Annotated in this window: 19 protein-coding genes; 15 read left to right on the forward strand and 4 right to left on the reverse strand. The window is 72.9% G+C overall.

Annotation, left to right across the window (positions count from 1 at the left end):
• The first annotated feature begins 82 nt into the window (after positions 1-82).
• The 3 genes from CLV40_RS14895 (at position 83) to CLV40_RS14905 (ending at position 2,204) form a co-directional block, all read left to right on the forward strand.
• Positions 83-595: a DUF4262 domain-containing protein gene (locus CLV40_RS14895; RefSeq protein WP_104479503.1), complete on the forward strand. Its 513-nt coding sequence runs from the start codon at positions 83-85 to the stop codon at positions 593-595.
• The gene (locus CLV40_RS14900; protein WP_104479504.1) at positions 592-1,053 is read left to right on the forward strand and encodes a GNAT family N-acetyltransferase; all 462 of its coding nucleotides are present in this window, start codon (positions 592-594) and stop codon (positions 1,051-1,053) included. Before CLV40_RS14895 ends, CLV40_RS14900 begins: the two co-directional genes overlap by 4 nt.
• 209 nt (positions 1,054-1,262) lie before the next feature.
• Entirely contained in the window at positions 1,263-2,204 is a 942-nt protein-coding gene (locus CLV40_RS14905; protein WP_219823985.1) for an SGNH/GDSL hydrolase family protein, read from the forward strand.
• Between the two features lie 49 nt (positions 2,205-2,253).
• Here CLV40_RS14905 and CLV40_RS14910 read toward each other — a convergent pair whose 3' ends face one another.
• Together CLV40_RS14910 and CLV40_RS14915 are read right to left on the reverse strand one after the other, a co-directional pair.
• Positions 2,254-2,685, reverse strand: coding sequence for a cupin domain-containing protein (locus CLV40_RS14910; RefSeq protein ID WP_104479505.1), 432 nt, complete (start codon positions 2,683-2,685; stop codon positions 2,254-2,256).
• Positions 2,686-2,725: 40 nt separating this feature from the next.
• Positions 2,726-3,160: a cupin domain-containing protein gene (locus tag CLV40_RS14915; RefSeq protein ID WP_104479506.1), complete on the reverse strand. Its 435-nt coding sequence runs from the start codon at positions 3,158-3,160 to the stop codon at positions 2,726-2,728.
• Between the two features lie 81 nt (positions 3,161-3,241).
• On the opposite strand from CLV40_RS14915, the gene CLV40_RS14920 reads away from it, so the two are divergent.
• The 11 genes from CLV40_RS14920 (at position 3,242) to CLV40_RS14970 (ending at position 16,042) form a co-directional block, all read left to right on the forward strand.
• Positions 3,242-4,963: a metallophosphoesterase gene (locus CLV40_RS14920; protein ID WP_104479507.1), complete on the forward strand. Its 1,722-nt coding sequence runs from the start codon at positions 3,242-3,244 to the stop codon at positions 4,961-4,963.
• 69 nt (positions 4,964-5,032) lie between these two features.
• On the forward strand, positions 5,033-5,617 hold the full coding sequence (gene ruvC, locus CLV40_RS14925; protein ID WP_104479508.1) for a crossover junction endodeoxyribonuclease RuvC: 585 nt from the start codon (positions 5,033-5,035) through the stop codon (positions 5,615-5,617).
• A complete protein-coding gene (ruvA, locus tag CLV40_RS14930) occupies positions 5,614-6,210 on the forward strand; it encodes a Holliday junction branch migration protein RuvA (RefSeq protein ID WP_104479509.1) in 597 nt (198 codons plus the stop codon). Before ruvC ends, ruvA begins: the two co-directional genes overlap by 4 nt.
• On the forward strand, positions 6,210-7,262 hold the full coding sequence (gene ruvB / locus CLV40_RS14935) for a Holliday junction branch migration DNA helicase RuvB (RefSeq protein ID WP_104479510.1): 1,053 nt from the start codon (positions 6,210-6,212) through the stop codon (positions 7,260-7,262). The genes ruvA and ruvB overlap by 1 nt, the downstream gene beginning before the upstream one ends.
• A gap of 161 nt (positions 7,263-7,423) precedes the next feature.
• A complete protein-coding gene (gene yajC / locus CLV40_RS14940; RefSeq protein ID WP_104479511.1) occupies positions 7,424-7,789 on the forward strand; it encodes a preprotein translocase subunit YajC in 366 nt (121 codons plus the stop codon).
• 234 nt (positions 7,790-8,023) lie between these two features.
• Complete coding sequence (gene secD / locus CLV40_RS14945) at positions 8,024-9,892, forward strand: protein translocase subunit SecD (RefSeq protein ID WP_104479512.1); 1,869 nt, start codon at positions 8,024-8,026, stop codon at positions 9,890-9,892.
• 1 nt (position 9,893) lies between these two features.
• Positions 9,894-11,165, forward strand: a complete 1,272-nt coding sequence (secF, locus tag CLV40_RS14950; RefSeq protein ID WP_104479513.1) for a protein translocase subunit SecF — start codon at positions 9,894-9,896, stop codon at positions 11,163-11,165.
• 4 nt (positions 11,166-11,169) lie between these two features.
• Positions 11,170-11,694, forward strand: coding sequence for an adenine phosphoribosyltransferase (locus tag CLV40_RS14955; RefSeq protein WP_104479514.1), 525 nt, complete (start codon positions 11,170-11,172; stop codon positions 11,692-11,694).
• 204 nt (positions 11,695-11,898) lie between these two features.
• The gene (locus CLV40_RS14960) at positions 11,899-14,202 is read left to right on the forward strand and encodes a RelA/SpoT family protein (protein ID WP_104479747.1); all 2,304 of its coding nucleotides are present in this window, start codon (positions 11,899-11,901) and stop codon (positions 14,200-14,202) included.
• Positions 14,202-15,104, forward strand: a complete 903-nt coding sequence (locus CLV40_RS14965) for a phosphotransferase (RefSeq protein WP_104479515.1) — start codon at positions 14,202-14,204, stop codon at positions 15,102-15,104. Before CLV40_RS14960 ends, CLV40_RS14965 begins: the two co-directional genes overlap by 1 nt.
• A 50-nt stretch (positions 15,105-15,154) precedes the next feature.
• Positions 15,155-16,042 carry a hypothetical protein gene (locus CLV40_RS14970; protein ID WP_104479516.1) on the forward strand — a complete coding sequence of 296 codons (888 nt, stop codon included), beginning with the start codon at positions 15,155-15,157 and terminating at the stop codon, positions 16,040-16,042.
• Here CLV40_RS14970 and CLV40_RS14975 read toward each other — a convergent pair whose 3' ends face one another.
• The gene (locus CLV40_RS14975; RefSeq protein ID WP_181043515.1) at positions 16,043-17,932 is read right to left on the reverse strand and encodes an intein-containing Rv2578c family radical SAM protein; all 1,890 of its coding nucleotides are present in this window, start codon (positions 17,930-17,932) and stop codon (positions 16,043-16,045) included.
• Positions 17,933-18,509: 577 nt separating this feature from the next.
• On the opposite strand from CLV40_RS14975, the gene CLV40_RS39505 reads away from it, so the two are divergent.
• Positions 18,510-20,036: a YibE/F family protein gene (locus tag CLV40_RS39505; RefSeq protein WP_374065095.1), complete on the forward strand. Its 1,527-nt coding sequence runs from the start codon at positions 18,510-18,512 to the stop codon at positions 20,034-20,036.
• Here the strand turns inward: CLV40_RS39505 and CLV40_RS14990 are convergent.
• Positions 20,025-20,654 (reverse strand): hypothetical protein, encoded by a 630-nt coding sequence (locus tag CLV40_RS14990; protein ID WP_104479519.1) that lies wholly within the window; start codon positions 20,652-20,654, stop codon positions 20,025-20,027. The genes CLV40_RS39505 and CLV40_RS14990 overlap by 12 nt on opposite strands.
• Position 20,655: the final 1 nt, after the last annotated feature.

Raw genomic sequence — 20,655 nt, forward strand, 5'->3', positions numbered from 1 at the left:
TGCCAGATGATTTCCCGGCCCGGGCGCGTCCACACGCGCCCGGGCCGTTCCCTTTCGGTCCCCACCGAACCAGGAGCCGCCCATGTCCCTGGACGAGATCACCGAGGAGCAGGCGGCGCTGCGCCAGTGGCTGCTGCGCACCGCCGACGAGGACGGCCACGCGGTCGTCGAGGTCCCCGGCGACGAGCACGGCGCCCCGTACGCGTTCTCCGTCGGCGCCTGGCGCCGCTTCGGCGCACCGGAGGCCGTGGTCATCGGCCTGCCCGTGAACATGCTCAAACCGCTCATCGACGCCTACGTGGCCCGCGCGGCGGCGGGGGAGCGGTTCTTCCCCGGCCTGCCCTACCTCGACTTCTTCGAGGGCACCCCGGTAGTCGTCGAGCGCGTGCACCGCGACCACTACGCCGAGTTCCTGGGCAGCGCGTTCCTGCTGTACCCGTCGGGCCAGTTCCCCGCGCTGCAACTGATCGTCGCCACCCCCGACGGCGACTTCCCGTGGAGCCGCCGCGCCCCAGAGGGCTTCGCCGAGTGGCAGCCGGTGCTCACCGCCAGCGGCCTGCCCGAGAGCTGGCGCCCCGGCATCGACGGCCCGTGACCATCCGCGTCGCGCCCCTCACCGCCGCAGACGTCGGCGAGGCGCTCACCGTCCAGCGCGCCGCCTACGTCACCGAGGCCCAGCGCTACACCCAGCCGTTCATCCCGCCGCTGGTGGAGACGGTCGAGCAGTTCCGCGCCGACCTGGCCGTCGCCGTCGGCGCCTGGTCGGGCACCCGGCTCGTCGGCAGCGTCCGCGGCCGGGTCGACGGCACCCGCATGGAGATCGCCCGCTTCTCCGTCGCCCCGGACCAGCAGGGAACCGGCGTCGGCCGCGCCCTGCTGGCCGCCGTCGAGGCCGCCGCCCCGCCCGAGGTCGACACGTTCTGGTTGATCACCGGCGCCGACAGCCACGACAACCAGCGCCTCTACCGCAAGGCGGGCTACGAGCCCTCCGGCGACCACGTCGACAAGGTCGGCATCCGCCTCGTCGTCATGGCGAAGCCCCGCCGGGCGTGAACTCGTCCACCCCCGGGGTGGTCGATGCGGCATCGGGTGAATCGGTCCGCACGCGGTGGGGTGGACACGGTCCTCTAACGGGTTGGTCGCCGTTTTCCGCGCGGTGCGCGGAGATACCTCGGAGGCGTCCACCGCGAGCTGTCCACAGTGGAGTGGCCGGGTGGGTCGACCGATTCCCGTCCAATGGAGGATCCATAGCACGCGCCAGCGTGGTCGTTCTGGTCTCGACAGCCGCCATCGCCGCGAGCACCCTCGCACCAGCCGCCGAGGCCGAACCCGCCGCGTCCCACCAGTGGGTCGCGCTGGGCGACTCGTACACGGCCGGGGTGATCAAGGCCGCGGGCGACGTCTACGAGGTCCCCCGGGACGGCTGTGAGCGCACCGACCAGTCGTACCCCCAGCTCATCGACCGCGACCTCGGCTCGCTGTTCGACCTGATCAACGTCAGTTGCGGTGCCGCGACCGTCGAGGAGGTCACCTTCCGGGCGCAGGAGCCGCGGGGGTACCACTTCCCGCCCGCCTTCGAAGACCCGGATTACCCGTTCCCCGCGGTGCCGCCGCAGTCCGCCGCGATGGGCCCCGGCACCGACGTGGTCACCGTCGGCGTGAGCGGCAACACCGCCGGGTTCGCCGAGATCCTCGCCCGGTGCCTGCCGCTGGGCGGGGAGTCGGGTGGCGAGGGCACCCCGTGCAAGGACGAGTTGGCCGAGGGCATCCCGGACCGGCTGAACAAGGTGAGCGGGGACTACGACGAGATGCTCACCGTGCTGCACGAACGCGCCCCGGACGCGAAGATCCTCGCCGTCGGCTATCCCACGGTCGTCCCCGAGGACACCACCAAGTGCGAGTACAACAACCAGGAGCAGTTCGGTTCGATCGCGCCGGGCGACCTGGAGTGGCTGCGCACGGGCGTCCTGGAACCCCTCAACAAGGTCATCGAGGACACGGCGGGCAAGCACGATTCCGCCCGGTTCGTCGACCTCTACGACTCCTCGCGCGACCACAGCGTCTGCGACGCCGCCAAGTGGGTCGACGGCATCTTCACCAGGGCCCTCGACCAGCCCGCCCTCGTGCACCCCAACGCCCGCGGCCACCGCAACGCCGCCGACCACGTGGCGATGGCGATGCTCGAGGCGCTCGACATCGGCTGACCCGCGCCGGGCACGCGTCGACCCGTGGCGGGCACGGGTCGACGCGTCGTCATGGCGTGCGCAGCAGTCGCGCCAGGTCAGGCTGGTCGCGGACCAGCTCGGCCGTCCCGGGTTCCACGACGGCGCCCGCGAACGGCGGCACCACCACCGTCCCGATCAACGACCACGACCCGGTCTCCGACGCCCGCCACGCCCCCGAGGGGATCACCAGCTGCGGTCGTTCACCCGCCCGCAGGTCCGGTCCGAGCCGCACCGCCCGATAGCCAACGGGGTCCAGCAGGTGCACCGTCAGTGCCGCCCCCGCGTGGTGGACGTACAGCTCGTCGCGGTCCACGCGGTGCCAGCTCGAGTACGCGGGCGCCGCCAGCAGGTAGTAGATGGCGGAGAAGCTCTCCCCGACCCACGAGTCGGTGAAGTACTGGCCCGCCAACGGCAGCGGGCTCAACCCCAACAGCTCGACCACTTCGCGCGCTTCGGTCACCGCGCAAGGGATACGGGACGCCGCCAAAGCCGGGCTGAGGTCAGGGCGCGGCGGGCAGCAGCCTGGCCAGCTCCGGCCGGTCCGCGACCAGCGACGGCGTCCCGAACTCCACGCACTCGTCGGTGTACGGCGGCACCACGACCGTCCCCACCAGCGACCACGCCGCGGTCTCCGACGCCTGCCAGGTCCCCGCGGGTACCACCAGCTGCGGCCGCTCACCCGCGCGCAGATCCGTCCCCAGCCGCGCCGACCGGTACCCACCTGGCCCCAGGAGGTGCACGGTCAACGCCGACCCGGCGTGGAAGGCGTACACCTCGTCCCGGTCCAGTCGGTGCCACGCCGAGTATCCCGGCGCCGCAAGCAGGTAGTAGATCGACGAAAAGTGATCACCGCCCCACGTTTCGGTGAAATAGCCGCCCTCGACCGGCAACGGGCGCAGCCCCAACCGCTCGATGATGTCACTCGCCTCGGTCATCCCAACCCCCATCAAGGTCAATCTCCGCCACCGAACGCGCACGGGCGGATACGATCATGGATACCGCGACCAGAGGAGGGGATGACAGTGCCCCGACCCCGCCCAGCCGATCTCTCCGCGCGCGAAGTCGGTTTCCAGCGCCGGGAAGCGGTCCGGTGGCTGGCACCCGGCGTGCTCGTCACCACCGGCCTCCAGTCGGTGATCGCCGCCATCTTCGGCTCCTACGCCGACAAGCGCGAACTCCAGGGCAGCCTCGACGCCGACCTGCACGACCACGGCGACGGCACCGAGCTGTGGTTCGACTTCGTCGCCGACCTCGGCGACGGCTTCGACGCCACCTACTCCGTCGCGTCCCTGCTCGCCGCCGACCACCTCGACGTCGACGGCCACCGCTTACCCCGGGGCGGTCTGCTGGTGATGGGCGGCGACGAGGTCTACCCCTCGGCCTCCACCAGCGCGTACGAGGACCGCTCCAAAGGCGTCTACCGGGCCGCGTTCCCCGCCGTCGAGGGGGAGCCGCCCGCCCTCTACGCCCTCCCCGGCAACCACGACTGGTACGACGGCCTCACCGCCTTCCTGCGCGTCTTCGCCCAGCAGCGCTCTTTCGGTGGTTGGCAGACCGCGCAAGCCCGGTCGTATTTCGCCATTCGGCTCCCCAACCGCTGGTGGCTGCTGGCAATCGACACCCAATTCGACGACTACGTCGACGCCCCGCAGCTGGAGTACTTCCGCCGCGCGACAGCGGAAATGGCCGCGGGCGACGCCGTCATCCTGTGCACGTCCAAGCCCGCCTGGGTCGCCGCCGGATCCGGCGGCGAGACCAAGGGCTACGACACGATCGAGTTCTTCGACCGCGAGATCGTCCGCGCCAAAGGCGCCGAGACCCGCGTGATGCTCTCCGGCGACAAGCACCACTACGCCCGCTTCGCCGAACGCGACGGCACCGGCCGCCAACGCGTCACCTGCGGCCTCGGCGGCGCCTACCTCGCCGCCACCCACCGGCTCCCCGAGACCCTCTGCCTGCCGCCCGCCGAGTCCCGCGTCCGCGAGCCGTCCCCACCCGCCTTCTACGACCTCGAAACCCGCTACCCGGACCGGGACACCTCCCGGCGCCTGGCCGCCGGGATCACCGCCCTCCCTTGGCGCAACCGCACCTTCTGGGCGCTCACCGGCGCCTTCCAGACCGTCATGACCCTCGCGGTCCTCTACGGCATCGTGCAGACCGACATCGGCGCCCGGGGCTTCTTCGGGCTCCTCGGCAGCTGGGCGCCCGCCGCGATCATCGGCGTGGTCCTCGTCGTCGCGGGCACCACGTTCGCCCGCATGGGCGGCAAAACCAAGCCCGCCGCCGCCCGGTTCGCGGGCGTGCTGCACGCGTTCGCGCACATCGGGCTCAGCGTCGGCTGGTCGTTCCTCGTAGTAGCGCTGTACAAGCACGCCCTGCCCGACGGCGCCGGCCAGGACTGGGCCACGCTCGCCGTCGTCGGCCTGGGCACACCGGTCGTGATCGGGTTCGTCGACGCCGAGATCGTCGCGATCTACCTCCTCCTGGCCAGCCGCGCGAACATCAACCTCAACGAGGTCATGGCCGGGCAGAGCATCGAGGACTACAAGGGCTTCCTGCGCCTGCGCATCGCGGCCAACGGCGACCTCACCATCCACCCCGTGCGCCTCGACCGCGTCTGCCGCGACTGGCGGGCCCAACCCGCCGCCGACGCGACCGCGCCCTGGTTCGCTCCCGGCACCCCGCTGGCGCCCCACTTGATCGAACCGCCGATCACCGTGCCCCGCGTGTCGGGGTGATCGCGGACCGGTCCACCCCCTAGGCTCTCGAACGAGTGTTCACGAGCGAGCCGACCTGGAGCGATCACCGTGCGTGTGCTGGGCGTCGACCCCGGGCTGACCCGGCTCGGCATCGCCGTGGTCGACGGTGGCGCGGGCCGCGCGGTGCGCGCGGTCGCGGTCGACGTGGTGCGCACCCCGGCCGAGGACGTGCTGCCCGCCCGGCTGCTGCGCGTCGCGGACGCGGTGGAGGGCTGGCTCGACCGCCACCGACCCGAGGTCGTCGCCATCGAGCGGGTGTTCAGCCAGCACAACGTGCGCACCGCGATGGCCACCGCGCAGGCCGCGGGCGTGGTCGCCCTCGCCGCCGCCCGCCGCGACCTGCCGGTCATGTTCCACACCCCCAGCGAGGTCAAGGCCGCCGTCACCGGCTCCGGCCGGGCCGACAAGGCGCAGGTCGCGGCCATGGTGACCAGGCTGCTCGGGCTCGCCGAGGCGCCCAAACCCGCCGACGCCGCCGACGCCCTGGCCATCGCCATCTGCCACCTGTGGCGGGCGCCGGTGCGCAACCGGATGGCCGAGGCCGAGGCGAGGGCGGCGGAACTGGCCCGCAAGCACCGTGCGAGGCTGGCCGCCGCGGCGCGCGAGACCAAGAGCGGAACGGTGAACAGGTGATCTCCTCGGTGCGGGGCCAGGTGGCCTCGATCGGACTCGACCACGCCGTGGTCGAGGTCGGCGGTGTCGGTTTCGCCGTGCAGGCCACGCCGCACACCCTGGCCACCCTGCGGCGCGGCGAGCAGGCCGCGCTGGCCACCGCGCTCGTGGTCCGCGAGGACTCGCTCACCCTCTTCGGCTTCGCCGACACCGAGGCCCGCGACCTGTTCTGGCTGCTGCAGACCGTGTCCGGCATCGGCCCCCGGCTGGCCCTGGCCACCCTCGCCGTGCTCGAACCCGCGCAGCTGCGCGCCGCGCTCGCCGACGGCAACCTGACCGTGCTCACCCAGGTCCCCGGCATCGGCCGCAAGGGCGCCGAGCGGCTGTGCATCGAGCTGCGCGACAAGGTCGGCGCGCTGCCCGCCGGTGCCGAGTCCCCGGTCGCGCCCGCCGCGGGCGCGGTCCGCGGCTCGGTCGTCGAGGCCCTGGTCGGGCTCGGGTTCCCGGTCAAGCAGGCCGAGCAGACCGTCGACGGCGTGCTCGCCGCCGACGCGGGCGCCGACACCGCCGGCGTGCTGCGCCAGGCCCTGGCCACGCTCGGCCGCAAGCGCTGATGGACGAGCCCGAGGACGACTGGCGCGACCTGTCCCCGGTCGCCAACCCCGGCGAGCGCGACGACGAGTCCTCGCTGCGACCGCGCAGGCTGGCCGAGTTCGTCGGCCAACCCCGGGTCCGCGAGCAGCTGCAACTGGTCCTCGAAGGCGCCACCCGGCGCGGCGCGCCGCCGGACCACGTGCTGCTCTCCGGCCCGCCCGGGCTCGGCAAGACCAGCCTCGCCATGATCATCGCCGCCGAGTTGGGCAGGCCCATCCGGATCACCTCCGGCCCGGCGCTGGAGCGCGCGGGCGACCTGGCCGCGATGCTGTCGAACCTGGTCGACGGCGAGGTCATGTTCATCGACGAGATCCACCGCATCGCCCGCCCCGCCGAGGAGATGCTGTACCTCGCGATGGAGGACTTCCGGGTCGACGTGGTCGTCGGCAAGGGCCCCGGCGCCACCTCCATCCCGCTGGAGATCGCCCCGTTCACGCTGGTCGGCGCCACCACGCGCGCCGGCTCGCTCACCGGCCCGCTGCGCGACCGCTTCGGCTTCACCGCGCACATGGAGTTCTACGCCGCCGAGGACCTCGAACTCGTGCTGCGCCGCTCGGCCACCATCCTCGGCATCGACCTGCGCCCCGACGGCGCCGCCGAGATCGCGGGCCGCTCCCGGGGCACCCCGCGCATCGCCAACCGGCTGCTGCGCCGGGTCCGCGACTACGCCGAGGTCCGCGGCGACGGCTCCGTCGACCGGGAAACCGCGCGGGCCGCGCTGAAGGTCTACGACGTCGACGAACTCGGCCTCGACCGCCTCGACCGGGCCGTTCTCGACGCGCTCGTGCGCTCCTTCGGCGGCGGCCCGGTCGGCGTGGCGACGTTGGCGGTGGCCGTCGGGGAGGAAACGACTACCGTGGAAGAGGTGTGCGAGCCCTACCTCGTCCGCGCGGGCATGCTGGCCCGCACGCCGAGGGGCCGGGTCGCCACCGCGCTCGCGTGGTCCCACCTGGGGCTCACCGCCCCGACGGACGCACCGGGCCGGGCGGCACCTACGCTGTTCGAAGAGTGATCCCCGGTACCGCCCGCGGACGGGTCGGGCCCCACGGGCCCGGCGCGACCTGGCAGACTCGGTACTGACAAAGAAGAAGAATCGGACGTTTCGCACCGGGCGGAACGGCGCGACCTGGGCAGAACCCGTGCCGTCCCCGATTCCCCCGTGGATGGAGAGAAATGAACCAGGCGCTGCTCCCCCTGCTGCTCGTCGCCGTGCTGGCGATCCCGCTGGTCCTCGGCTCGCGCCGCCAGAAGAAGATGGTGGCGCAGCAGCAGGAACTCCAGAACTCGCTGACCGTCGGCGACCGCGTGATGACGACCTCCGGCCTCTACGGCACGGTCTCCGACATCTCCGACGACGCCACCATCGGCATCGAGATCGCCCCGGGCTACGAGACCACCTGGCTGCGCCAGGCGATCCGCGAGAAGGTCGGCCCGGACGTGATCGACGACGAGGACGACGACACCGATGAGGACGGCTCCGTCCTGACCGGTGAGCACGAGGCCATCCCGGCCGACAGCGACAGCAAGCCGAAGAACTGAGCACGATTCGAACAAGGTCTACGAAGATCGGCTCCAGGTGCCCCGCCTTCACGCTGAGCCCACGCCGGTGGGCGCAGCGTGAGCCGTGCAACACCGAGCTGACTTCGCAGGAGGTACGCTGCGCCCCCACCCGCGAGTTCGCTCCGGGTGTGGGCGCAGTGTCATGACCACCTATCGCGGCACGCACGAAGTGATCCGTGCGCGAGCCGCGCGAGCCGAGGAGACGGACCGACCGTGGCACCACCGGTTGGGCAGATCCGCCCAGGACGCTATCTGGCGTTCTTCGTAGCAATCGTCGCTGTCCTCTACGCCCTCGTGTTCGCCACCGGCGACCACAAGGCGACGCCCAAGCTGGGCATCGACCTGCAGGGCGGGACCAGGGTCGCGCTGACCGCGCGGACCGCGACCGGTGAGGCACCGTCCAAGGAATCGCTCGCCCTGTCCCGGGAGATCATCGAGACCCGGGTCAACCACACCGGTGTCGCGGGTGCCGAGGTCGTCCTCGACGGCAACAACATCGTGATCACCGTTCCCGGCGAGAACGGCGAGCGCGCCAAGGACCTCGGTCAGACCGCGCAGCTGCGCTTCCGCCCGGTGATCGGCGCGATCCCCGTCGGCGCGCAGGCGCAGCAGCAGACGCCGCCCGCCGACGGGTCCGTGCAGCCGTCCGGCACGCAGCCCACCTCCGGTGCCCCCGCCCCGCCCGCCACCTCGGCGCCCGCCGGGTCCGGCGCGCCCACCTCCGGCGCCCCGCAGGGCCGTCCGGCGCCCGCGCTGGCCCAGCAGCAGACCACCACGCCGTCGGCCCCGCCCGCCACCTCGGGCGCCCCGGCCACCTCGGCCCCCGCCGCGTCGGCCCCCGCTCCGGCACCGGCCACCGCGGACACCGCGTGCGGCAAGTACGGCGCGCTGCTCGCCGACCAGAAGGCCAAGCAGAGCGACGTCATCGCCGCCGCGCAGAAGTGCCGCCAGGACCCGAAGCTCGCGGGCAGCAAGGGCCCCGACGGCGCGGACGTCCCGGCCGACCAGGCGCTGCAGCAGGCCGCGCTGGCCACCCTGGACTGCGACCCGACCAAGAAGGACCCGCTGGTCGGCAACGACGACCCGAAGCTGCCGCTGGCCGCCTGCGACCAGGACGCCGGGGAGAAGTTCATCCTCGGCCCGTCCTTCCTCGAGGGCACCGAGATCAGCAACGCGGCCGCCAGCCCGGACCCGACCGGCGTCGGCTACGTGGTGACGCTGGACTTCAAGTCGGGCGGCTCCAAGACCTGGTCCGAGTACACCGCCTCGCACGTCAACGAGCGCGCCGCGTTCGTCCTCGACACCCAGGTCGTCTCCGCGCCCACCATCCAGGGCGTGATCACCGGCGCCACCCAGATCACCGGCGGCCAGGGCGGCTTCAAGCAGGCCGAGGCGCAGAAGCTGGCCCAGGTGCTCAAGTTCGGCTCGCTGCCGCTGTCGTTCGAGGCGTCCGAGGCCGAGACCGTGTCCGCGACGCTGGGCCTGGCCTCGCTGGAGGCCGGTCTGATCGCCGGTGGCATCGGCCTGCTGCTGGTGTTCCTCTACTGCCTGGTCTACTACCGGCTGCTCGGCTTGCAGATGATCCTGTCGCTGGTGCTCTCGGCGGTCGTGGTCTACGCGTTCCTGGTGCTGCTCGGCCGCTGGATCGGCTTCACCCTCGACCTCGCGGGCATCGCCGGGTTCATCGTCGCCATCGGCATCACCGCGGACTCGTTCGTGATCTTCTTCGAACGGCTCAAGGACGAGGTCCGCGAGGGCCGCACGTTCCGCTCCGCGGTGCCGCGGGCGTGGGTGCGGTCGCGGCGCACGATCCTGTCCGCCGACGCGGTCAGCTTCCTCGCCGCCGCCGTGCTCTACGTGCTCGCCGTCGGCCAGGTCCGCGGCTTCGCGTTCACCCTGGGCATGTCCACGGTCCTCGACCTCGTCGTGGTGTTCCTGGTGACCCACCCGCTGGTGGCGCTGTCGGCGAAGTCGAAGTTCCTGTCCCACCCGAAGTACTCCGGCCTCGGCTCCGTGCAGCGCCTGGCGGCCACCCAGCGCGCCGCGCGGGTCCCCGCGGGCACCGCCGCGAAGGAAGTGTGACGTGACCAGCAACGAGAACCCGGCCCCGGTCCCGGCCACGCTCAGCGCCACCGGCGACGTCGCGGTCGGCGGCAAGCACAGCGTCTTCGACCGGCTCTACACCGGCACGGGCGCGTTCGACATCGTCGGCAAGCGCAAGCGCTGGTACCTCATCTTCGGCGCGCTGATGCTCGTCTGCATCGCCTCGATGGTCTTCCGCGGCTTCAACCTCGGCATCGACTTCGAGGGCGGCACCAAGGTCTCCATGCCGTCGGTCAGCGCCTCCGGCGAGATCTCGACCGAAGAGGTCAAGCGGGTCTTCGTCGAGACGCTGAACAAAGAGCAGCCCACCGTGCAGCGGGTCGGCACCGGCGCGGGCGCCTCGATCCAGATCAAGTCCGAGGCGCTGAAGGTCCCCGAGGTCGCCCAGCTCAAGCAGGCGCTGTTCGACGAGTTCAAGCCGGTGTCGCAGGACGGCACGGCCGGGCCCGCGCAGATCAGCGACAGCGCCGTCTCCGGTACCTGGGGCGGGGAGATCTCCCGCCAGGCGCTGTGGGCACTGCTCGCCTTCCTGGTGCTGGTGACCATCTTCCTGGCCTTCTACTTCGAGAAGTGGATGGCCGTGGCCGCGCTGGCCGCGCTCATCCACGACGTCGTGATCACCATGGGCGTCTACTCGATCGTCGGCTTCGAGGTCACCCCGGCCACGGTGATCGGTCTGCTCACCATCCTCGGGTTCTCCCTCTACGACACCGTCGTGGTGTTCGACAAGGTCAAGGAGAACACCCGGGGCCTGCTGGGCCTGACCAGGCGCACCTACGGCGAGGCGGCGAACCTGGCGCTGAACCAGACCCTGATGCGCTCGATCAACACCTCGCTGTTCGCGCTGCTGCCGGTGCTCGGCCTGCTCATCGTCGGCGTCGGCCTGCTCGGCGTCGGCACCCTGCAGGACCTCGCGCTGGTCCAGCTGACCGGCATGCTCGCGGGCGCGCTGTCCTCGATCTACCTGGCGACCCCGATCCTGGTCGACCTGAAGATGACCGAGCCCAAGTTCCGGCAGCAGGCCGACCGGGTCCGGCTGCGCCGGGCGAACCAGGCCGCGCGCCGGGCCGAGGCCACCGACGCCGAGCTGGGCGAGGAGGGTGCCCTGGAGGCCGAGCTGCGCCGCGAGAAGGCGTACGCGACCGCGTCCAGCGTGCCCGCCCGCACCCCGAAGGCGTCCGACGCGCGCCGCAAGGCGGGCAAGCCGGTCCCGAAGCCCACGGGCAAGCCGACCGGCAAGAAGCGGCACTGACGCCGTGGCGGACCCGGAGCTGACCAGGGCGCTCGGCCTCGTCCGGGAGGTCACCGACTTCCCCGAGCCGGGCGTCCTGTTCCAGGACCTGAGCCCGCTGCTGGCCGACGCGCGGGGCTTCCGCGCGGTGGTCGACGCCCTGGCCGGTGCGGTACCGGCCGGGGTGGACACCGTGCTGGCGCTGGAGGCCCGCGGCTTCCTGTTCGGCGCCGCGCTGGCCGCCACCCGCGGGTTCGGCGTGGTGCCGATCCGCAAACCGGGCAAACTGCCCGCCGTCGCGGACCGGGTCACCTACGACCTCGAGTACGGGTCCGCCACGTTCGAGCTGCCGGTGGGCGCGCTCGGCGCGGGCAACCGGGTCGTGGTCGTGGACGACGTGCTGGCCACCGGCGGCACCCTCGCGGCCGCCGCCGGGCTGGCCGCGCGGGCAGGCGCCGAGGTGACCGCCGCCCTGGTCGTGGTGGAGATCACGGCCCTGGGCGGCCGGGCGCGCGTGCCGCTGCCCGTGCACGCCGTTCACGGTGTCTGAGCCGTCCGATTGCCGGTAGCGGACTTCCGCCGCGCGTATCCCGGGTGTCGATTCGGCGTACCTGGGGTGCGCTTCATCGCCCGAATGCCCGGTCAGCTGCTCTAACGGAGTTATCCTCGGTACCCGGGCCGCGCACGTGACCCGGACGCACCGCCGCGCCCGCCACGGCGCCGAGCTGCCCGGGGAGCACGTTTGACCCACGACGTGGACACTGGCACCACCCCGACGACCCCCGGGGTGGACCAACCCGCGCAGGCGGGCAGGCAGCCGTCGGCCACCCGACGGGTGCGGGCCCGGTTGGCCCGGCGGATCACCGCCCAGCGCGCGGCCCCGGTCAAGCAGGTGCTCGAACCGCTGGCCGCCGTGCACCGCGAGCTGCACCCGAAGGCCGACCTGGCGCTGCTGCAGCACGCCTACGACGTCGCCGAGGAGATGCACCGCAGCCAGCGGCGCAAGTCCGGCGACCCGTACATCACCCACCCGCTGGCCGTGGCCACCATCCTGGCCGAGCTGGGCATGGACACCACGACGCTGGTCGCGGCGCTGCTGCACGACACCGTCGAGGACACCGAGTACTCCCTGGACGGCCTGCGCGAGGACTTCGGCGACGAGGTCGCGCACCTGGTCGACGGGGTCACCAAGCTGGACAAGGTGCAGCTGGGCAGCGCCGCCGAGGCCGAGACCATCCGCAAGATGGTCATCGCCATGGCCCGCGACCCCCGGGTGCTGGTCATCAAGCTGGCCGACCGGCTGCACAACATGCGCACCATGCGGTTCCTGCCGCCGGAGAAGCAGGCGAAGAAGGCCCGCGAGACGCTGGAGGTGCTGGCCCCGCTGGCGCACCGGCTCGGCATGGCCACGGTCAAGTGGGAGCTGGAGGACCTGGCCTTCGCCATCCTCCAGCCGAAGAAGTACGACGAGATCGTGCGGCTGGTGGCGAACCGGGCCCCCTCGCGCGACACGTACCTGCAGACCGTCATCGGCACCCTGGGCACCAACCTGGAGTCGTCCCGGATCACCGCGCGGGTCGAGGGCAGGCCCAAGCACTACTACTCGATCCACCAGAAGATGATCGTCCGGGGCCGCGACTTCGACGACATCCACGACCTGGTCGGGGTCCGGATCCTGGTCGACGACGTGCGCGACTGCTACGCGGCCATGGGCGTCGTGCACGCGCTGTGGCAGCCGATGCCGGGCCGGTTCAAGGACTACATCGCCCAGCCCCGGTTCGGGGTCTACCAGTCGCTGCACACCACGGTCATCGGGCCGGACGGCAAGCCGCTGGAGGTGCAGATCCGCACCCACGAGATGCACCGCACCGCCGAGTACGGCATCGCGGCGCACTGGCGGTACAAGGAGACCAAGGGCACCCACGCGGGCGTCGACGTCGACGAGATGGCGTGGATGCGGCAGCTGCTGGACTGGCAGCGGGAGGCGGCGGACCCGGGGGAGTTCCTGGAGTCGCTGCGCTACGACCTGGCCACCCGGGAGATCTTCGTCTTCACCCCGAAGGGCGACGTGGAGACGCTGCCCGCCGGGTCGACCCCGGTCGACTTCGCCTACGCCGTGCACACCGAGGTCGGCCACCGCTGCATCGGCGCGCGGGTCAACGGCCGCCTGGTCGCGCTCGAGCGCAAGCTGGAGAACGGCGAGGTCGTGGAGATCTTCACCTCCAAGGCCGAGGGCGCCGGGCCGAGCCGGGACTGGCTGGCCTTCGTCGCCTCGCCGCGGGCCCGGGCGAAGATCAAGCAGTGGTTCGCCAAGGAGCGCAAGGAAGAGGCGATCGAGGCGGGCAAGGACTCGATCACCAAGGAGGTCCGCCGGGTCGGCCTGCCGATGCAGCGGCTCGTGTCGGCGGACTCGGTGACGGCGCTGGCCCGCGAGCTGCGGTACCCGGAGGTCAGCTCGCTCTACGCCGCGATCGGCGAGGGGCACGTCTCTGCCCGCCACGTCGTCCAGCGGCTGGTGGCGCTGCTGGGCGGGGTGGACCACGCCGAGGAGGAGCTGGCGGAGCGCGCGACCCCGTCGACGATCACCCGGCGCCGCGCGTCGGGGGACGCGGGCGTGATCGTCAAGGGCGCCTCCGACGTGTGGGTGAAGCTGGCGCGGTGCTGCACGCCGGTCCCGGGCGACGACATCCTGGGCTTCGTGACGCGCGGCGGTGGCGTCAGCGTCCACCGCACGGACTGCACCAACGCCGACGAGCTGCTGCAGACCCCGGAGCGGCTGCTGGAGGTCGAGTGGGCGCCGTCGGAGTCGTCGGTGTTCCTCGTCGCGATCCAGGTGGAGGCGCTCGACCGGCACCGGCTGCTCTCGGACGTGACGAAGGTGCTGGCCGATGAGAAGGTCAACATCCTGTCGGCCTCGGTGACCACGTCCCGGGACCGGGTGGCGGTGAGCCGCTTCTCGTTCGAGATGGGCGACCCGAAGCACCTCGGTCACGTCCTCAAGGCGGTCCGCAGCGTGGAAGGCGTCTACGACGTCTACCGGGTGACCTCGGCGTCGTAGTGGCGGACATCGAGATCACCGCGGGTCTTGTCCGCGACCTGCTGCGGGACCAGCACCCGGACCTGGCCGAGTTACCCCTCCGCGAGGTGGACGGCGGCTGGGGCAACCAGATGTGGCGCCTCGGGGACGAGTTGGCCGTGCGGATCCAGCGCGTGGACACCGAGCCCGAGCACCAGCTCAAGGAGCGCCGGTGGCTGCCGCTGCTGGCCCCGCGCCTGCCGCTGCCGGTCCCCGTCCCGGTGCGCGACGGCGCGGCCTCCGACCGGTTCCCCAAGCTGTGGACGGTCATGACGTGGGTGCCGGGCGTGCCGCTGGACCGCGGGTCGATCACCCGCGGCGAGCACGCGGCCGACACCCTGGCGGCGTTCCTCCGCGCGCTGCACGTGGCCGTCCCCGCCGACGCGCCTGCGGGTTCGGGTCGCGGCGCGCACCCCAAGGACTGGGCGGGCGGCTTCCACCACTTCTTCGACTCCGTCGACGGGATCGGCTCCGACGAGGCCGCCAGCATCCGGGCCATCTGGGATGACGCCGTCGCGGCCCCCGCGTGGGAGGGGCCGCCGGTGTGGGTGCACGGCGACCTGCACCCCGCGAACGTCGTCGTCGCGGACGGGACGCTGGCGGGTGTCGTCGACTTCGGCGACCTGTCCGTCGGCGACCCGGCGTCAGACCTCGCGTCCGCCTGGGTGCTGCTGCCCGCGGGCGCCGCGGCGCGCTTCTTCGCCGCCTACGGTGAGGTCGACGACGGGATGGTCCGGCGTGCCCGGGGGCTGGCGGCGCTGAAGAGCCTCTTCCTGATGCTCATGGGCCAGAACGGCGACCGCGGCCTGCCCGGCGGCAAGCCCGCGTGGGGTCCGGCGGGACGGGCGGCGCTCGACCGAGTCCTGGCCGGGCTCCCCGGGTAGGTGTCCGATCCGTACAAGACAGGGTGGTCGGCGCGGCTTACGTTGTCCCGGTGAAGACTCTGAGCGAAGAGGCGTTCGGGCGGGCCGAGGACTTCGTGCTGCGCACCGCCCGGTTGTTGGAGCGGCGGCGGTTCGGCTACCTGTTCCGCGATGAACCCGCCGAGCCCGTGCTGGCCGCGCTGTCCGCCTACCGCAACCCCGACGGCGGCTACGGCAACGCCCTGGAGCCCGACGGGCGGGGCCCCGGGAGCCAGCCGGTGACGACGATGTTCGCGCTCCACGTGCTGCACGAGGTCGGCGCGGCGCCGGACGGGGTGGTGGAGTACCTGGAGTCCATCACCATGGCGGACGGGGGAGTGCTGTTCATCCACCCCAACCTCCGCGACTACCCGCGCGCGCCTTGGTGGCCGGTGGAGGACACCACCGAGGGGTCCTTGCTGACCACGGCCAACCTGGTCGGTTCCCTGTGGCGGGCGGGGGTCGCGCACCCGTGGGTCGACCGGGCCGCCGAGTTCTGCTGGGCGCGGATCACCGGTATCGAGTCCACCCACCCCTACGAGGTGCTGGGCTGCCTGGCGTTCCTGGAGCACGCCCCGGACCGCGCGCGGGCCGCGGCTGAGGCGGAGCGGTTGGGCAAGCTGGTGCGGGACAGCGGTTTCGTCAGCATCGGCGACGGCGGGGTGGTGCCGGAGGGCTACAACTCCGCCGAGCTCCAGCGGCCCCACGAGTACGCGTCCACCCCGGACAGCCTCGCGGCGTCGTGGTTCACCGAGGCTGAACTCGAGTCCAGTGTGGACGAGTTGGTGGACGCCCAGCACGCGGACGGCGGCTGGCGGGTGCGGTGGACCATCTGGACGCCCGCCGTCGAGTTCGAGTGGGCGGGCTGGAACACCGTGGAGTCGCTGAAGACCCTGCGCGCGTTCGGTCGCCTGGGGTGATCAGAGCAGCGTCAACTGGTCGTCCACCGGCACCCGCGGTTCGGGCGGGCGCACCGCGGCGCTGACCGCCAGGCCGTGGCGGCGTAACAGGGGAGCGACCCGGGCCGACAGCGACTGCCGGTACCTCGGGTCGGCGTAGCTCGACGTGCCGTAGACCCGCCGGTACAGCGGCACCAGCGCCGGGTGCTCCCGCGCCAGCCACGCCGCGAACCACTCGCGGGCCCCGGGGCGCACGTGCAGCGCCATGACCGACGCCGAGGTCGCCCCCGCCGCCGCGATGGCGGCCAGCAGGGAATCCAGCTGCTCCACCGAATCCGTCAACCCGGGCAGCACCGGCGCCACCATCACCCCGCACGGCAGCCCCGCGTCCGTGATCCGCCGCACGAGTTCCAGGCGGGCCTGCGGGGTGGCCGTGCCGGGTTCGAGGCTGCGCTGGAGTTCGCGGTCCAGCAGGGCGATCGAGACGCCGACGCCCACGCCGACGTCCTGGCGCGCGGCGAGCAGGTCCGGCAGGTCGCGGGTGAGCAGCGTGCCCTTGGTCAGGATGGAGAACGGGGTGCCCGCGCGGCCCAGCGCCCGGATGATCCCCGGCATGATCTTGTAGCGGCCCTCGGCCCGCTGGTACGGGTCGGTGTTGCTGCCCATCGCCACGTGCTCGCGCCGCCAGCTCGGCGCGGCCAGCTGCCGGGCGAGCACCTGGGCGGCGTTGACCTTGACCACGATCTGGCTGTCGAAGTCGCGGCCCGCGTCCAGGTCGAGGTAGGTGTGCGAGCCGCGGGCGAAGCAGTTGTGGCTCACCACGCCGTTGGCGATGAAGTCGCCCGTGCCGGTCGTGATGTCGAACAGCGGCAGGTCCAACCCCAGCGGCTCGACCGACACGACCCCGAGCCGGGCCCCGGACTTGATCGCGGCGTCGTCGATGGCGCGCTTGCCGGTCGCCGCCGGGTCGGTGGTGTGGAACAGGCGCAGGTGCTCGGCCAGGCCGCCGTCCACCCGCACGCAGGCCCGGTCGTCCGGGGCGCGGCGGGACTCGACGGCGTGCCGGAAACCGAAGGCGCCCAACGCCTCCGTGACCGCCGCGAGGGTGCGCGCGCTCAGGTTCGGCAACCGCAGGATGCGGTGGGCGAAGGTGCCGTCCGCGTCGAAGACCCCGGCCAGCAGCCCCTTGCGCCACTCGTCGGTCGGCGTGCGCGGCCACTCGACGGGCAGCGTCAGCGGCAGGTCGCCGGTCAGGTACTCGGCGACCCGCCCCGCCGCCTCCACCGGGATCCCGGCCGCGCCGTCGCCGCGGGCGATGCCGCACAGGTAGCCCCGGCGGTAGTCGGCGGTGTCCTTGGGCGGCTGCGCGAACCGACCGGTGCCCATGAGCTTGTTGCCCGCCGTCAGGTGCGGGCGGCGCGCGGCCCCCGAGGTGTCCCCGGTGACGTGCTTCCACCCGCGCTCGGTGAGGAACCGGTGGTCGCCGCTGGCGATGAGCTGCGTGCCGTCGGCCAGGGTGACCCGGTAGCCGGGTTTGACGGTGGACCAGTGGTCCAGCACCTCGGTCGGCACGTAGTGCCGGTAGCTGCCGCGCCGCTCGGTGCCGTAGACGCGGTCGCCGACGCGCAGGTCGGCCATCGGCTTGGTGGTGCCGTCGGCCATCAGGACGGGGGTGTCGCCGTGCAGGCAGTAGCTGCACGCGTGGGTGCAGCCGCGGTACGGGTTCACGGTCCAGCGGAACGGCATAGGCGAGCCTCCCGGCACCTTGTTGAGCACGGACTTGGCGAGCACCTCGTGGAAGACGACCCCCGCGAACTCCGGGGTCCGCACACTGCGCACCAACCCGGGCAACCCCGGGATGGCGGGCTGCTCCGCCCCGGCGCGGTCTGCCGACAGGCTGTTCCATCGCACGGGGATAGTCGAACACACGTTCGAACGCGGCGCAACCGGTTCTCGCCGACCGGCGCCCGCCGACCCGGCGGGCGGTCCGATCAGCGAGGATGGCGCGATGCAGGACTGGGAAACCCAGCCGATCCCCCGGATCCCCCGAGACGCCGAACCCGGTCGTCCCGCGGGCCCCGGGCACCCCGGTCCACCGGCCCCCACCCCGCACACATCCGGCCACCCCACCGAGCAGGCCCCACCCCACCGCGCTACGCGAGCAGGCGAACCCCGCCCACCGCGCCGCCCCGCGGATCGCTCGCCCAATCCCGACCCGCGCGCACCCGGCCACCCTGTCGAGGCGGACCCACCTCGCCGCGCCGCGCAGGCCCACGAGTCCCATCCGCCGAGCCACGCCGCCGATCGCGGGGAGAGCGATTCACCGCACGGCACCGCGGATCGCCCGCCCGCCGCCGACTCGCTCGTACCCGGCCACTCCGTCGAGGCCGACCCAGCTCACCCCGCGGCGTGGGCAGGCGAACCCCACCCGGCACACCGAGCCGCCAACCCGCACGGCCAGGAGTCGCCGCGCCGCGCGGCGGACCGCTTGTCCGCCTCCGGCCCGCGTGCACTCGGCCACTCCATTGAGGGCGACTCGCCGCACCGCGCCGAGCGGGCCCGCGAGCCCCGCCAAGCGAACCGCGCCGCCGACTTCCCCGGCACCGACTCGCCGCGCCGTGCCGCCGATCCTCAGGGCGGCGATTCGCCGCGCCACACCGCGGACCGCTTGCCCGTCCTCGACCCGCGCGCGCCCGGCCACCCCGCCGAAGCCGACTCACCCCACCGCGCTGCCGAGGGTGGTTCGGCGCGCCGTGCCGCGCGCGCCCACGACACCGGTTCGTCCCATCGCGTCGAGGTCGAGTCGCGGGACGCCGACGAGCCCGTAGCGAAGCCCGTGCTGCCGCCCACCGGCCACGGTCACGGCCACGGGCACACCCCCGCGACTCCCGCGTCCCCCAAGGTCCGCAAGCTCCTCGCCGCCCTCCTGGTCCCCTTCGCCGTCGCCGCGCTCGCGGGCATGATCATCCTGTTCCCGACCGCCGCCACCCCCGAGCACGTCGGCCAGCAGGCCGTCAAGGGCACCATCACCGCCGCCCAGGCCGGCCCCTGCGGCGTGGGCGACGCGGGCGGCGACTGCCTCGTCGTCTCCGTCCGGATGTCCGACGGCGCCGCCACCGGCAGCGAGATCCGCACCGCCATCCCCCTCGAACCCAGCACCCCCCGCTTCGCCGTCGGCGATGACGTCGTGCTGGCCTACAACGGCGCAGACCCGCTCAGCGGCGCCTCTTACCAACTCGTCGACTTCCAACGCGGGGTCCCGCTCGCGCTGCTGGCCGCCCTCTTCGCCGTCGCCGTGATCGTGCTCGGGCGTTGGCAGGGTCTGAAGGCGCTCCTGGCCCTGGGGCTCAGTTTCGCCGTGCTGCTGCTATTCGTCCTCCCGGCCATCCTCACCGGCGAGAACCCGCTGCTGGTCGCGGTCGCGGGGGCGGGGGTGATCATGTTCGCGGTCCTCTACCTGACCCACGGCCTCTCCGCCCGCACCTCGACCGCCGTGCTCGGCACCATGGTCAGCCTCGCCCTCATCGGCGTGCTCAGCGCGCTCTTCAGCGCCGTCGCCAAGCTGACCGGGCTCGACGACGAGACCGCCACCCTCGTCGGCAGCCTCGGCCACGGCATCGACACCCGCGGCCTGCTGCTCGCGGGCATCGTCATCGGCTCCCTCGGCGTGCTCGACGACGTCACCGTCACCCAGACCAGCGCCGTCTGGGAGCTGCGCGCCGCCAACCCCGGCCTCGACTGGCGCGCGCTCTACGCCGCGGGCCAGCGCATCGGTCGGGACCACGTGTCGTCCGCGGTCAACACCCTCGTGATGGCGTACGCGGGCGCCGCGCTGCCGGTGCTGCTCTACTCGTCGCTCTCCGGCGTCGGCATCGGCACGATCCTGCAGTCCCAGAGCATCGCCCAGGAGATCGTGCGGACCCTGGTCGGCAGCATCGGCCTGGTCGCCGCCGTGCCCGTCACCACCGCGGTGGCCGCGCTGGTCGCCGTGCGCGAGGAACCGTCAGTCGAGTGACGCCACGAAGCGGGTCACGGCCTCCGGCTTGAGCCGCTGCGCCAACCTGCCCGACGGCGCGACCGACGCGAGCCGGTACAGCGGCCGGTCCGCCGCCGCCTCGCCCTTCGCCTCCGCGCGCAGCTGCGCCACGACGAGCTGGGAGAACACCAGCCCGGCCGGGTTCTCGTTGGCCGCCAGCGCGTCGGCGATCTTGCGCAGCACCAGGATGCCCAGCTCGCGCCCGCCCGCACCGGAGTACACCGCCAGCCCCAGGTTGATCGACCTGCGCCCGGCGCCGACCAGCAGGCCCACCGTCCGCACGCCCCGGATGTCGGTGACCATCAGCTCCAGGCTGTCCGCGTGCCGCAGGTCGACCGACTTGCGCCCGATCGTCCGGGCGACCAGCACGGTCCCGTCCTCCAGCCACAGCCGACGCCGCCCGGAAGCCCAGGTCAGCAGCAGGAGCAGGAGGAACACGACACCCGCGGTGACCAGCCCCGGCCACTGCCCGCCGATCAGCCCGACCACCCCGCCGACGGCCGCGCCCAGCACCAACGCGGTCAGCACCGACGCGACCGCGCGTTTGCGGCCACCGGACTCGGTCAGGTTGAGCGGCAGCCGCTCCGGCTCGGTCACG

Source organism: Actinokineospora auranticolor, assembly GCF_002934265.1.
Classification (GTDB): Bacteria; Actinomycetota; Actinomycetes; order Mycobacteriales; family Pseudonocardiaceae; genus Actinokineospora; species Actinokineospora auranticolor.